We start from the raw sequence: 14,118 nt of genomic DNA, 5'->3' as shown, positions 1-14,118 counted from the left end.
TTTGACACCGTTTTCAATAGTTTAACTGGTTTCACGTATGATGTAAGTAGGATAACAAATAGATGTGGTGGACATAAACTAGATGATCGTGCTACCATATCTTCAAAAGGAGGAAAAAAGATGCAAGAAACGTATATACTTTCCCGTCTAACAGGAGCGGTACCCTTTCATTCAGCTGGTTTATTTGTGTCAGATGTTCCATGGTCTCATGCACCAAGAAAAAATCCAAATGAAGAAATTATCCTATGTATTTCTGGTACTCTCTATTTAGAGGTAGATAATACCGCATATGAATTAAAAGAAAATGAATTTCTTTTCATTCCTGCCAACACATCCTTTAAAGGTAGTAAACACTCAGAAAAGGGCCTATCATTCTATTGGTTCCACTTTTATCTTCCACAAGGAAAAAAGGCTGTTTCAAATCCCTACGCACAAAAAAGCTCCTCTCCAGAAATATATTTACCTTTGTATTCATCTGAAATGAATCTTTCTAAAACCATCATTTTGTTAAATCAATTAATCGCAAGCATGAAATCATCTCAAACAAATAATGGTTTTCTTGATTATTTAGTAACAGCTATCCTATTAGAGCTTAGTGAGGAAGCCCGTAGTGTCTATGAAGATTCTGCCGAGAGAGAACCACATAATCGTTTCTTACACTATGTAAAAGAATGGATTCGGATGAACAGCAATCACCCCTTAACAATAGAAGAAATCGCCAATCATTTTGGATATAATAAAGCTTACTTATCACATACTTTTTCAAAAAATATCGGAACAACAATTAGCCAATTTATTCTTCAAGTTAGATTAGAGAAGGCAAAATCATTATTATTGAACACGAATGATACTGTTACGAAAGTTGCTGCCGACTGTGGTTTTAAAGATGAGAAATATTTTATGAGAGTATTTAAGCAAACAGAAAACATGACCCCAACTGCTTTCCGTTCTGCCTTAAGGCATATTAAATTAAATAATATTTAAGATAATGATACTATAAACTTAATAAACTTTATCAATAAAAATATTAACATTAATATTAATCATTCTTTGGATTAAAAGAAAACATTTACAGAGATTAATTTCCGTGTTATTTTTTGTATAAGAAAGAAACTTTACAGTTAATCAAACATACTGAAAGAAGGGGTCTATATGCAATTGGGGATCGATAAATCCTCTTTAGTCGTGTACGAAGCTTTAGCAAGTGAAGTTCGAATGACAATTATTCAGTTACTGTCTAAAAATAAAATGAATATAAAAGAGCTTGCCAAAGAATTGGGCATCAGCAGTGCAATTGTAACAAAGCATGTAAAAAAATTAGAAGATGCAGGTCTAATAAAGACTGAAAAGATTCCAGGAAAGTCCGGATTACAAAAAATTTCCATGTTAAAAGTAGACCACATCGAAATCAATTTTCCAAAGAAAATCTATCATTCTTTTGCTTCTTACGAAACCTCTGTTCCAATTGGTCATTACACAGATTATGATTTAAAACCAACCTGTGGATTAGCTTCTGAAAAGGATTTTATTGGCAGAGTAGATGAACCAAAACTCTTTATGGATCCAAAAAGAGTGGAAGCAGAAATTTTGTGGTTTACTCAAGGCTTTATCCAATACACCATCCCAAACTTTTTAAAAAAGGAAGAAAAAATCCAGCAATTTGAAATTAGTTTAGAAGTGTGTTCAGAATTTCCATTTTCTAATGATAATTGGCCTTCTGATATTACCTTTTCACTAAATGGATTAGAACTTGGAACCTGGAGAAGTCCTGGAGACTTTGCAGATACACGAGGTAAACTTACACCTGAATGGTGGCCGCATAATCTAAATCAATACGGGCTTCTTAAAACACTGCGAATTACAAACCATGGTACATATATTGATGGAGATCCAATATCCGCAGTTACCATCAATGAATTGGATGACAATTGTGATCGCTGGACATTTCGAATTGAAGTGAAAGAAGATGCTGAATATGTTGGAGGTGCCACTATTTTTGGGAAGAAATTCGGAAATCACCCACAGGACATTATTTTCAAAGTCTATTATTTATAAGAGAAGGACTTACTTTAATGCATTGGGAAACAGTCACTTGTTTCCCTTACCTTCCTCGTTGCTTCCTTCCCAATTAAAAAAGTCCTCTATTAATAGAAGACTTTCTTTCAAGCCTATTCGTTTATCCCTTTATCGGCAGCAAAAATGATTCCTGCCTTTTTTCTTGCCATTGTAAGAATCTCCATCACTTGAAGACTATGTTCTAGTCTTTTTAGCATTTCACTTTTGTTTTTCTCGCGTATTATTTTTTCAAATGCAACAAATTCTTCATACATTCGATGTTTATGCTCATTTTTATTTATCTTCTCTTCTCCATTACTTGCATTGCTGATAGTAAATGAATCTATGCTGTTAACAGGCCCATCAACTGTCAAAAAGCCATTATCGCCTTGAATAGTCGCAAATGATGCTCCCCTGCTATCTTTAGAACCTATACATACCGCTTTAAATCGCTCATACTCTAAAACTAAGACTCCAGAGGTATCAATCCCTCGTGACAAATTGGGATAATACTGCACCGCCATTGGTTTTCCAAATAATCCAACAACGAAATGAATATTGTAACTGTTAATATCCATCAAGGCGCCACCTGACATCTCTGGATTAAAAGCTGGTAAAATGTCTCCCTCTTTAAAAGCATCATAACGTGAGGAGTACTGAGAATAATTTGCTTCTACCACCTTGATATCTCCTAACTTAGGAAGTAACTCTTTTATTTGTAAAAAATTTCCTCTATATTGATTAGTAATTGCTTCTATTAAATAAAGATCATTCCTTTGGGCAATCTTTTCTAATTCCTGCAATTCCTTTAAATTAGAGGTAAAAGGCTTCTCACAAATCACATGTTTTCTGGCTTCTAAAGCTTGTTTTGTATAGGAATAATGAAGCTGATTAGGCAATGCTATATAAACGACATCTATATCAGTATCTGCAAGCATCTCTTTATAATCAACATATATTTTGTTTATAAGATATTCCTTTTGTAAGTCTAACAAAAATCCCTTTTTATTAGGTCTTCCAAAAATCGCCATCAAGTCAATTTGTGGAATAGATTTAAACATAGGTAATAAATCTTGAACAATCTTTCCTGCTCCCACTATTCCAAGTTTCATTTTATTTACATCCCTTCATTCCCGCTTCTAAAATTGCCAATTGTAATAGCGTTTCCTCATCTTTTATTATTTTTTCTTCCCCATGGATGATTGTATTATACATTCCATCATACACTCGCCCATAATCCCCTGCCTTTGATACAACTTTTTCTTCATGGTAATCTCCATTCTCATCTATATAAGTTAGGGTACCATAATGTTCTGGTTGGTCTATCCCAAAACTCTCTCCATCAGGCATATAGAAAAGTTTTAAATGTTCCTCTTGTCTATCTTTCGAATGTTTAATGAAGCTTCCCTTCTTACCGTAAACAACAAAGCTTGGTCTTTCTTTTAGACGGAAGTAACTTGACTTAATCGAAACCTTTAACTGATCATAATAAAAATCTAAGTCAAAATAGTCATTCATTCGTCCTTGTCCTAGTAATTGTCTTACATCATAATGAACATGCTGCGGTTTTCCAAAATAAGATATGACCTGGTCGATCGTATGGGTACCATGTCCGTACATAAAGCTACGATAATTATTATAAACCTGGACTGATTCTGGCACTTCTGGTCGATAATAGTCATAATTCAATTCTACTTCTAATAAATCTCCTAATTTACCACTCTCTATCACTTTTTTTGTTGTCAGAAAATCTGAATCATAACGGCGGTTTTGATAGCATTGAACAACAAGTCCTTTTTCTTTTGCATATAAGAATATTTCTTCGGCTTCTTCTACCGACATCATAAATGGCTTTTCCACTAGCACATGTTTATTATGATCTAAAGCTAACTTAGCAAATGCATAATGAGAGTCATGAGATGTTGTTACTACGATTAATTGAATCTCTTGATCATTGAGTATCTCGTTTAAATCCGTAGTATAATGAATATGTTTATATTTCTTCCATGTATCGCGAGCTGGGTTTCTACGATAAATTGTTTTCACCTTAATATGGTCTCTTTGTAAAGTAAAAGGAAGATGATACCGATTTGTACTTTTGCCATTTCCTATGTATCCAATTGTTAGCATAAAAGGCACTCCTTTTTTCCTTAATGGGATTATTATAGGATGGAATAACAGAGAATTCCATGTAAAGCTTTTGCATTAATGGATTTAGGATAAAATGTTCAAGCTTCCATCTGAAATTAAGCTGATTTAATGAACAAAATGTTCAATTTTAAAGGGGTGAGCCGATTTGTTGCTAAAACAAATTGCCAATAGAACGGATTATACAGCAGCAGAAAAAAATATTGCAAAATATATTTTGGAGAATGCTAACTTAATTGAGAGAATGACAATCCAAGAGTTAGCACAAAAAACATTTACTTCTCATACTTCTATCATTCGCTTTGCACAAAAGTTAGGAATGAAGGGCTTTAAAGATTTTAAAATTATGCTTGTTAAATCGATCGAGCAAAAAAACCATGTTTTATCTGAAATTAATCCGAATATCCCATTTGAGGATGATGCTTCTCTTATGAAAATCAGCCAGGATATGATGTATTTAACGCAACAGGCCATCAAAGAAAGCTATGAGCTCTTAAAGGAAAAATCCCTTTTTAAAATGACTAAGTATCTATACAATTCAAACCGCATCTTTATGTATGCTGTAGGAGATTCGCAAATTCGGGCCGAAAGTTTCCAAAATAAACTTTTGAAGATAAATAAATATGCCATAATCGCAACGGCCCGTAATGAATTTGCCAACAACACTGTTAACATTGAAAGAAATGACTGCGCCTTTTTTATTACTTATGAAGCTAAATCAAATGAGGACTTCATTGCTGCTCGTATATTAAAAGAAAGAAAGGTGCCGATTTTATTGTTAACCGCCTTTCCTGAAAGTAAATTAGCCAAAATGGCAGATGTTGTTTTAACCATACCAGCTTTAGAAAAGAAAGAAACAGACAAAATCGCTACCTTTGCATCACAAGTATCCATTGATTATGTACTTAATGTCTTATTTTCCAGCTTGTATCAAATAAATTACACACAGAACAGAGAGCATCAAAGAAAAAGTACGGAATTAATAGATCGCTTTTCTTTTTAAAATATAAGAAAATCCCTTAGTCTAAATATAGTTAAACTAGGGGATTTAAAAACGACACTGTCTGCTAAGGCTTCCATTTCTTCCAAAATAAAAGATTTACAAAGAAAAGCAACAGAGCGTAAATATATACACCATAAGGAAAAGTACTACTGATATAATGGATACCTGCTAAAATCGGCAATGGAATGAGCAGAAGGAATAATCTCCAGCTTTGTTGATTTCCACCTGATTCAAAAGACAGTGAAAAAGGGATTTGTTTATCTAATAACAAATTACAAACAATAGCATAAAAGAAAGCAGATAGAAAGACTACTAGCAAATCAGGAATAATTCTTATTCCAAACAGAAATAAAAACACAAAGCTTAATAAAAAATAAATAGGTAAATATAATTTGCTAATGACTGCTTTTAATGAACCTTTATAATACGCAGAAAAGTCAGCGACGGGGAGAATAGTAAAAATCCAAGCCCCTTTATATTTTCCGGAAAACCTCAACATAAAAATAATTGTTGGGATATTAATCATGGTAAAATAAATCGTTAAATAAGCCGAACTCGTGGAAAAATCGATATCCTCCAAATTCGTTCCACTATAAAGAAATAAAAAGGGAATAACGATCGAAAAACCGATTGACGGATAAACCTTTAGCTTAAAATCTCTTTCCTGGCTGATCATTTGCTCTGTGAAATGATAAAAGGCTTTTTCTTCCCTGCTTTTTATATATAACGATAATACCCACTCTTTAATCTTCAATATCTTTCTTTTTCTCGCCTTACTTTGACTTGTTAATTTTTCTAAACTTTTCTCAAAAACAGGAACTAGCCTTCCATAAATAATAATAGCGAGGATCGGTAAAACAAAGGCGATTGTCGCAAGAAGGATCATCATCATTTCCGTATTTCCGTTCAAAACCCATTCATACGGTCCTGCAAACCACATAGGAACAATGAATAGATGCCACCAATGCACTTCATAAATAATATTTAAATCAACAAATTCAAAGCTTCGAATTACAATCTGATACCCTATCATAATCATGATAGATAGACCGATCTGCACATAGTTAATAACATCTTTTAACTTTTCCCCATCAAAAAAACGCAAAATAGCCAAATATAATAATGCTGTCATAACAACAATAAATAAATTGGCTAACACAAGAAGAAGAATGGTTAATAGAAAAAAGACGATTCCTTGTTTGATCAAACTTACCATTAGCGGAACAAGCGTTATGGCAATCGTTAGTTGTGACAAATAAATCATTATATGCAACACTTTCGCTGCATTAATGGTTTTTCTATTAACTGGCTTCGAATGGACAACATGCTTATCGCGAACATCTAATAAGACAGCAGAAAAATCGGAAATCATAGAGGTCATAACAAGAAATAAAATGATTCCAAAAGAGATACTCATTTGAAAAAGATAATTATCCCCGAAAGCCATAAAGGGAATAAGAATTAATCCCATTAAGGCATATAACCACAAAGATTTGATATAGGCGTATTTATCCTCTTTTTTTTCTTTCTTTTGAATGGATTGTGAAAAGATAGTTGGCAGCTTCCGTTGATCCATTATAAGCTTTACTTGCAAAATGGCTCTTAACACCTCATAATCGATGCCTATTTTCAGAAAAAAAGCTTTAAAGTGATCAAGAAGTTTTAATACCTTATAATCTGTCATGTCTGCACCTCTTGCACAACAGACACAAAGGATTCACCTATTTCTCTATGATTATAAAAGCCTGTAAGTTGGTTAAAGATACCTTCTAAACTACCTTGTTGATTTTGTGCCTGCAGCTCTTTAAAGCTTCCATCTACTACAACCTTTCCGTCATTTAATAAAATAATCCGACTGCTTATCTTTTCTACCACATCCATAATATGCGAAGAATAAAAGATTGTTTTGCCAGAGGATGCCAGCTGTGCAAGAATTTCTTTAAATATCATCACACTATTGGCATCAAGCCCATTGATGGGTTCATCTAGAAATAAAATATCCGGATTATGCAAAACGCTAGAAATAATTAGTAGTTTTTGCCGCATTCCTTTTGAATAAGAAGATATTCTTGAATGATAGACCTCCCCAATTCCAAAGAGTTCCATTAACTTTTGGGCTTTTTGATCAACAAATTCAACCTTCATCCCATACAATTGACCAATAAAGGTTAAATACTCATATGCAGTTAAATTATCATAAACCTCTGCTATCTCTGGCACATAACCAATTCTCCGTTTATATTCGATAGAATTTTGGTTAATCTCCTTACCAAAAAGTTTTACTTCCCCTTTGACATACGTTTCAATCCCAAGAAGAATCTTAACAGTGGTACTTTTCCCAGCCCCATTTGGTCCAATATATCCAATAATCTCCCCTCGAGAAACATGAAGATCTATTCCTTTTAAAACTTCCTTTGCACCATAGTTTTTCCATAGTCCTTTTATCGTAATGATTTCTTCCACAGCCACTAACTCCCCTCCCTTTTCATAATTGTTCCAATTTACAAAAAAAAGAATTAATCCTTCTTTTATTGTAACATTTCTCCATTCTCCTTGTAATAAATTTTCCTTTTTTTAGAAAAACTAAAAAAACTCAGCTAAACCTTTTAGGTATTAACTGAGTTTCTCGTATAGTTCTTATGTTATTTCTTTCTCATCTTTAGATAAAAACGAGATTGGCTGGCATCAAAAAAGCCGTTTTTTTCGATGTACTGATGCAAACGATAGAGTTCATTTTGGTACTTTTCCACACTAAAATCAGGAACTTGCCAAGGTATCGCCTTCAAATAATAAATAAGTGCGCCCAAGTCATAGAAACGCTGGACAGGAAACTCCTCCTGGTGCTCCAGAACCTCCCATTCAGCATTAGGAAACTGGTTGAGAGCAATGGAAAGTTTCCACTCTTTAAATTCAGGATTGAGCGGAACTTCAAACCAGTCATTTATTTCCTTGCAATCTAAACCTCCAACTTGCTGGGTAAGAAAAATACCTTTTGGCTTTAAAATTCTTTTCACTTCTTTCTCGGAGTAAGACTCATGTCTATTAATGATTAAATCAAAATGATTATCGGGAAATGGCAATTCATTATCATCAACCACTTCCATCACTCTCACTCCTAAAGGCTCTAGCTTCTTTTTGGCAATCGGTACGTTCGGCTTATACCCTTCAGTCGCATAAATGGTACTTGGAAAATAGCCTTTCAATAAAGAAAGAAACTCTCCTCCCCCCGTTCCCATATCCAATACAGCTGTGGCCTCCTGCATCGCAGAAATCACTTTGCTCCCGTAAGACCAAGAAATCATGCTGTTTTGGATTCTGCCTGTATCATAAATGCTAGAAAAGTCCCATCCTGAAAACTTCTCGTTTATTTCCTCTAAATACCTATGAAAATTAATATCTTTCACTTTTTATTCCTCCCTATTTTTTATTTTTCAATAAAGAATAGGGAGGAGGTCCTCTACAATAATGGTTTTATATTTCATGTTCCAGCGATTTCATAATCTCATATTTTCTCCTTTATTCCTTCTGTTAATCTCTATAAAGACTATCAGAAGCTTATCAACTACCATTAAGCCCTACAAATCTCTAATGGTGTCATTTGTTAACCAAACAAGATTTCCACTCGGCTCAAAAATAACAGAGATTAAAAATGTCAAAGGAAGAACTACAACATATAAATAGCCTTTCACTATTTTTCGGATCAACTGTTCCAGCTCCCTCTTCCTAAACTTGGAAATCTTTTTCCTTTATTATACACTATTTTTTATTTTTTCGAAATATTCCACTTTATATTTTCTTATACATGTCTTTTTTCTATAAGCTGAATACCAATACCTAGCATAATTGTTCCCATCAAACAAAGAATCCCTGCTGGAACCATGATATCATTCCAAGAAGCACTGTCGATAACACCTTTTTTTAATAGTTCCATTCCATAAGTAATAGGAACAACTTTAGATAACAAAATCATTATTTTGGATGTAACAATTTCGATTGGCCAGTAGGCTCCGCCTAGCATCGCAAAGCTCACAGATACCAACGGAATGAAGGCATTAAACTGGCTTGGTGTTTTCACAAGACCTGTTAAGAGAATAGTCAATGCTACAATAGCGTACAAATATGGAATGATTAGAACAAATACCAGATGGAAATTTCCATTAAAATCAATATTTAATCCATACTTAAAAAGAAGAAAAATAATGATTATTTGGACATAACCTATTAAAAAACTAAATAATAAATGCCCCAAATATATTTGTGCTTTGGAAGTAGAGGATAAGATAAATCGATCCCATATTCCATTTTGTTTATCTCTTAGAATTTCAATAACAGTAAAGGAAACGGTAAAAATACAAAAGAATAAAGTAAACCCAAAGAGCGACTGGAGCGATTGATTATAGCTTGCTTCCTTTTCCGTTAATGTTTGTTCTGTTTCAACAGGTATAATTGGTGTCTCTTTATTATGTGCAAGCACCCTTTTAGCTTCTTCTTTATCCGCTGCTTCATTGATCAGCGCCTTTTCCTTAAGCATATTCGCATAATAGGTTTGAAGATAATTTTGAACCATTAATACATTGGACGTATCAGCTACTCGAAACATAGTATAAGTATCTGGATTTATCGCCACTCCCATATCTGTTTTTCCTTTTGCTAACTGTTCCTTTACTTCTTTTTCTGTATACATAACAAACGAATAACTTTCACTTTGATTTAAAAATTCTAGAATATCAGTTGTTTTCTCCGAGTGTTCTGTATAAACTGGCACTTCTACTTTTGTGAAAGAGGAGATTCCAACTAAATAAGCAAAAACGATACAAATGAAGGAGGTTATAATAAATCCACCCGGCTGTCTGATAAATTTCTTACATTTCCCCCATAAAATTGCATTCATCGGCGAACCCCTCCTCTTGTTTTCAAGGTAATCCCACTAATCAACAGCAAAGCAAGAGAAAATAGGAGGATTGCTTTAAGATGGCTCCATAAATCCACCAATGGGTAGCCTTGATATGCTTTTAAATAGGCAGTAAGTGCTGCTCCTCCTGGAGAATATTCGCCTAATGTTTCCATAAATCCACCAATCGCACTAACATTAAAAAAGCTGCCGCCAATAAACGCAAGAATAGGGACAATTAAAGAAGAAAAAATACTTTCCACATTTCGTGACTTAGCAGCAAAGGAAATTGCAGTTGCTATAGTAGCAAATGCTGCTGCCATTAGATTTACCGTTAAAATAACAATTAATTGATTTATCATACTAGAAAAGACGACTCCATAAATTAATGCTATTAAGCTAAACAGAATGGTCTGCTGTAAAAAAGACAGAATAAAGGCTGAGATAAAAATACCAGCAAAAAACATGATTTTCGGAACATTTGCTAGTAAGATACGTTCATACAAAAGCTCTTCTTTTTGCTGATACGCAAAGCCTGCTACCGTTGTAGATATATAGAATACAAACATCACAGACATGCCCACTCCATAATAAGCAAAAGCGCTGATTTCCTTTTTCTTTTCGATATTTTTGATTTGTCCATTTGCTTTTTCGCTAACTAATGTTGAATAATCAATTTGAAGATCTTGGGCTGTCTTTAGATACGTCCACTCTTTTTGATAATTCGCCAAAATATCCTCAATAATAGTTGCCTGAAGGGACTCTTGGTTTTTTGTCTTTATTATCCACGATGGAAGATCGGCTTCTTCCTCTAAAAAATTCGTATAAAAGTCAGAAGTAAATCCTTCGGGAATCAATAATACACCGTCAAAATCCTTTTCCTTTACTTTGGTCCGGTCATTATATTCCGTAACGGAAAGGAATTTCTTCAAATCAGGACTTCCCCCGACTGCTTTCATAAATGTAGCTATCGGCTGCAGAGCCTGAATATGCGCTATTTTTGCATTTTTCTCTTGATTGCTTAAAGGAGACTGGTTTATTTTTTCTATTATTTCTTGTTGGGCTTGCTGTTCTTGATCCTCTACCACCACAGCTAGCTTCGCTTTTACTTCCACTTCGCTATCATTATCCAAAGCTCCTAATGCGCTGCCAAGAATCGTGATAAGCACAAATGGCATTAACAACAAGACAACCAGCTCTCGGGGTCTTCTCCAAATCAGTAATAATTCTTTTTTTATCATTTGCCAAAGCATCTGGAATCCTCCTAATCTCTTAATTGACGGCCTGTTAAATGCAAGAACACATCTTCTAAAGTAGGCGCCTCAATATTTACAGAGAGTACATTTGTCTTCTGTTCTTCGGCAATCCGCAATATATCTTTTAACAAATTCACTTCCCTTGGTACAATAACCGTAATCACTGATTGTTGAATCGAGATATTCTTAATGCTTTCAAGATGACGGAGGGCTTCTGTAAATTCATGTTTGACGATTTCCACCTTAATGTTAATGGCTGTTTCTGCCGAAAGAATATTTTTAATATCCTCCTTCGTTCCCGAAGCAATGATTTCACCATGGTCCATAATATAAATTCGATTACAAAGAAACTCTACTTCTTCCATATAATGACTTGTATAAAGAACTGTCATTTGCTTTTCCTTATTTAGTCTTTTTACTGTTTCTAAAATATAATTTCTGGATTGTGGATCAATTCCAACAGTTGGTTCATCCATAATAATAATTTCTGGTTCATGGATTAAAGCAACACCAATATTTAATCTTCGTTTCATTCCGCCTGAGAAGGTTTTGACCAAATCCTTTTCCCGTTCTTTTAAACCAATTATTTCAAGAACTTCATCTACTCTCTTCTGTAAAATTTTTTTAGGAATACGATGCATTTTACCGAAAAATAGTAAGTTTTCTCGAGCAGATAAATCCATATAAACAGCAAGTTCTTGTGGTACTACTCCAAGAACCTTCCGTAAAGCCTGCGGTGTTTTTAAAATACTTTCATTATTTAAACGTACGTCCCCCTCTTGAGGAGAAACCAAAGAAGATATCATAGATATTGTTGTAGATTTACCTGCACCATTCGGTCCAAGTAAGCCTACAATTTCTCCACGCTCTAAATATAAATTGACAGAATTCACAACTTGCTTCCCTTTAAATGATTTAGATAAATTCATTATTTCTAACAAGGCAATCATCCTTTCTATATACAGAATAAAGAAAAGACTCTTCCATTCCTATACCTAAAGGTCATTTTTTTCCAAAAATAAAATGACTATAGTCATTTACTACAGTCATTTCTTTTTATGCTAATGCAATAAGCTGCTGCTTATTAACAAGCATACTTTCGTTTAAAAAGGGTAAAACAAATAAAAGATACTCATCGGAAAGGAGCTGAAAGATTTGGGCATTTTAGTTCTGGTCATCTTAATTGCTTTAAACGCTTTCTTTGCTGCAGCAGAAATTGCGCTCATTTCCTTAAATGACAATAAAATTAAACATATGGCTGACACAGGTCATAAGAAGGCTATAATAGTCCATAAATTGCTGTCAGAGCCGAGTAAATTTCTGGCGACAATCCAAATTGGAATTACTTTAGCAGGATTTCTAGCCAGTGCCTTTGCCGCGGACAGCTTTTCTGGTCACTTAACAGAGTTATTTTTAAGGATGGGGATTCCTCTCTCTAAAGGTTTGCTTGATTCTATTTCCGTCATTATTATTACACTGTTATTATCTTATTTCACGCTTGTTTTTGGTGAGTTAGTTCCTAAACGAGTTGCTTTGAAGAAAGCAGAGGGAATTGCGATGTTCGCTGCAAGTCCTCTAACAATGCTTTCTAAAATAACAGCACCATTTGTCGCGTTCTTAACTTTCTCTACTAATTTAGTTGCACGGCTTTTCGGCGTTCGTCCAGATGATGAAGAGGAGGAAGTAACAGAAGAAGATATAAAAATGATGATAGATGTAGGAAATGAAAGAGGAAGTATTGATGAAGATGAGCGAATGATGATACATAATATTTTTGAATTGGATAATAAAGATGTCACAGATATTATGACCCATCGCTCTAATATGGTAGCTATTCCTTCCCATTATACGTTAAAAGAGATAGCTACTCTTGTGAATCGTGAAATGTATACTCGCTATCCCGTATATGAGGGAAATATGGATAATATTATCGGTATCCTCCATTCTAAAGATCTTTTAGCATATATGGGGAAAGAAGAGACCTCTTTTCAACTAAGTAAGATTATTCGCGAACCATATTTTGTATTAGAATCAAAAAGAATTGATGAACTATTTATCCAGATGCAAAAAAATAATGTCCTTTTCGCAATTGTCGTTGATGAATACGGTGGAACAGACGGTATTGTGACAATGGAGGATTTAGTGGAAGAAATCGTCGGCAATATTTTTGATGAATATGATGAACCAAACCCTCCTGAGATTAAGATTATCGGGGAACATACCTATTTATTGCAAGGGACTATCAGTCTAGATGATGTGCAAGAATTATTGAAAATTACCTTGCCGATAGAAATTTATGATACATTGAGTGGTTTTCTCATCAGCAAGATTGGCTATATTCCTAACGAGAATGAAAAACCAACCATCCTCTTTAACAATTTCGAATTTCAAGTCAAGGAAATTGTGGACCGCAGAATCAGCCAAGTGAAGGTTACAAAAATAATCGAAGAGCAGTTCCCATCAAATACTTCTTTAGAAACATAAGTTTTCCAATGAACTGACTTAAATTTATGTTTTGGCTGGGACATAAGTTTCCCAGCCATAAATATAAATATCTGTGATTATCCCCACAGGCTGAATATACTTCTCTTTCTATTAGACTACATGAAAACCCCTGTCTTTCGCCTACTCTCTATTTCATGGTGTCTTTTACAAAGATTACAGCGCCATTTAAACTCCCTTCTCCATATGTTCCGCAGCTATCCCTTTTATACCAACATTTATCCAATTGAGTAACTAAATCTAATCACTTCTAAAACTTTTCC

13 protein-coding genes are annotated in these 14,118 nt (G+C 34.2%); 4 read left to right on the top strand and 9 right to left on the bottom strand.

The features are described 5' to 3' along the window. Nucleotides 1-120 precede the first annotated feature (120 nt). On the top strand, nucleotides 121-984 hold the full coding sequence (locus tag NiCM35_RS02420; RefSeq protein ID WP_123257232.1) for an AraC family transcriptional regulator: 864 nt from the start codon (nucleotides 121-123) through the stop codon (nucleotides 982-984). Between the two features lie 168 nt (nucleotides 985-1,152). Continuing rightward, nucleotides 1,153-2,055, top strand: coding sequence for an ArsR/SmtB family transcription factor (locus NiCM35_RS02415; RefSeq protein ID WP_095330063.1), 903 nt, complete (start codon nucleotides 1,153-1,155; stop codon nucleotides 2,053-2,055). 113 nt (nucleotides 2,056-2,168) lie between these two features. Here the strand turns inward: NiCM35_RS02415 and NiCM35_RS02410 are convergent, their stop codons facing one another. Next, nucleotides 2,169-3,167: a Gfo/Idh/MocA family protein gene (locus NiCM35_RS02410; protein ID WP_123257231.1), complete on the bottom strand. Its 999-nt coding sequence runs from the start codon at nucleotides 3,165-3,167 to the stop codon at nucleotides 2,169-2,171. A 1-nt stretch (nucleotide 3,168) separates the two neighbouring features. Further along, entirely contained in the window at nucleotides 3,169-4,185 is a 1,017-nt protein-coding gene (locus NiCM35_RS02405; RefSeq protein ID WP_123257230.1) for a Gfo/Idh/MocA family oxidoreductase, read from the bottom strand. A 166-nt stretch (nucleotides 4,186-4,351) separates the two neighbouring features. Between NiCM35_RS02405 and NiCM35_RS02400 the strand changes: the two genes are divergently transcribed. Beyond that, complete coding sequence (locus tag NiCM35_RS02400) at nucleotides 4,352-5,206, top strand: MurR/RpiR family transcriptional regulator (RefSeq protein ID WP_095330065.1); 855 nt, start codon at nucleotides 4,352-4,354, stop codon at nucleotides 5,204-5,206. Between the two features lie 64 nt (nucleotides 5,207-5,270). Here NiCM35_RS02400 and NiCM35_RS02395 read toward each other — a convergent pair whose 3' ends face one another. The 7 genes from NiCM35_RS02395 to NiCM35_RS02365 form a co-directional block, all read right to left on the bottom strand. Then, nucleotides 5,271-6,890: a hypothetical protein gene (locus NiCM35_RS02395; RefSeq protein ID WP_433778512.1), complete on the bottom strand. Its 1,620-nt coding sequence runs from the start codon at nucleotides 6,888-6,890 to the stop codon at nucleotides 5,271-5,273. After that, nucleotides 6,887-7,669 (bottom strand): ABC transporter ATP-binding protein, encoded by a 783-nt coding sequence (locus NiCM35_RS02390; protein ID WP_095330123.1) that lies wholly within the window; start codon nucleotides 7,667-7,669, stop codon nucleotides 6,887-6,889. Before NiCM35_RS02390 ends, NiCM35_RS02395 begins: the two co-directional genes overlap by 4 nt. Before the next feature lie 179 nt (nucleotides 7,670-7,848). Next, the gene (locus NiCM35_RS02385; protein ID WP_235850261.1) at nucleotides 7,849-8,610 is read right to left on the bottom strand and encodes a class I SAM-dependent methyltransferase; all 762 of its coding nucleotides are present in this window, start codon (nucleotides 8,608-8,610) and stop codon (nucleotides 7,849-7,851) included. A 171-nt stretch (nucleotides 8,611-8,781) separates the two neighbouring features. Next, nucleotides 8,782-8,910, bottom strand: coding sequence for a hypothetical protein (locus NiCM35_RS02380; RefSeq protein WP_268877119.1), 129 nt, complete (start codon nucleotides 8,908-8,910; stop codon nucleotides 8,782-8,784). Nucleotides 8,911-9,002: 92 nt separating this feature from the next. After that, nucleotides 9,003-10,097 (bottom strand): ABC transporter permease, encoded by a 1,095-nt coding sequence (locus tag NiCM35_RS02375; protein WP_433778510.1) that lies wholly within the window; start codon nucleotides 10,095-10,097, stop codon nucleotides 9,003-9,005. Then, the gene (locus NiCM35_RS02370; protein ID WP_433778508.1) at nucleotides 10,094-11,350 is read right to left on the bottom strand and encodes an ABC transporter permease; all 1,257 of its coding nucleotides are present in this window, start codon (nucleotides 11,348-11,350) and stop codon (nucleotides 10,094-10,096) included. Before NiCM35_RS02370 ends, NiCM35_RS02375 begins: the two co-directional genes overlap by 4 nt. An 11-nt stretch (nucleotides 11,351-11,361) precedes the next feature. Further along, the gene (locus NiCM35_RS02365; RefSeq protein WP_095330069.1) at nucleotides 11,362-12,294 is read right to left on the bottom strand and encodes an ABC transporter ATP-binding protein; all 933 of its coding nucleotides are present in this window, start codon (nucleotides 12,292-12,294) and stop codon (nucleotides 11,362-11,364) included. 214 nt (nucleotides 12,295-12,508) lie between these two features. Here NiCM35_RS02365 and NiCM35_RS02360 point away from each other — a divergent pair, with 214 nt between their 5' ends. Next, nucleotides 12,509-13,837, top strand: coding sequence for a hemolysin family protein (locus NiCM35_RS02360; RefSeq protein ID WP_433778506.1), 1,329 nt, complete (start codon nucleotides 12,509-12,511; stop codon nucleotides 13,835-13,837). Nucleotides 13,838-14,118 lie beyond the last annotated feature (281 nt).

The organism is Niallia sp. M35, assembly GCF_050971705.1.
GTDB lineage: Bacteria > Bacillota > Bacilli > Bacillales > Cytobacillaceae > Niallia > Niallia circulans_A.
The sequence above is the reverse complement of the archived record's forward strand: the minus strand, read 5'-3'. Positions and strand labels throughout refer to the sequence as shown.

Coding starts and splice junctions, on each gene's coding strand:
- NiCM35_RS02370 (WP_433778508.1), bottom strand. CDS start 11,350: ATGCTTTGGCAAATGATAAAAAAAGAATTATTACTGATTTGGAGAAGA.
- NiCM35_RS02410 (WP_123257231.1), bottom strand. CDS start 3,167: ATGAAACTTGGAATAGTGGGAGCAGGAAAGATTGTTCAAGATTTATTA.
- NiCM35_RS02420 (WP_123257232.1), top strand. CDS start 121: ATGCAAGAAACGTATATACTTTCCCGTCTAACAGGAGCGGTACCCTTT.
- NiCM35_RS02375 (WP_433778510.1), bottom strand. CDS start 10,097: ATGAATGCAATTTTATGGGGGAAATGTAAGAAATTTATCAGACAGCCG.
- NiCM35_RS02415 (WP_095330063.1), top strand. CDS start 1,153: ATGCAATTGGGGATCGATAAATCCTCTTTAGTCGTGTACGAAGCTTTA.
- NiCM35_RS02405 (WP_123257230.1), bottom strand. CDS start 4,185: ATGCTAACAATTGGATACATAGGAAATGGCAAAAGTACAAATCGGTAT.
- NiCM35_RS02395 (WP_433778512.1), bottom strand. CDS start 6,890: ATGACAGATTATAAGGTATTAAAACTTCTTGATCACTTTAAAGCTTTT.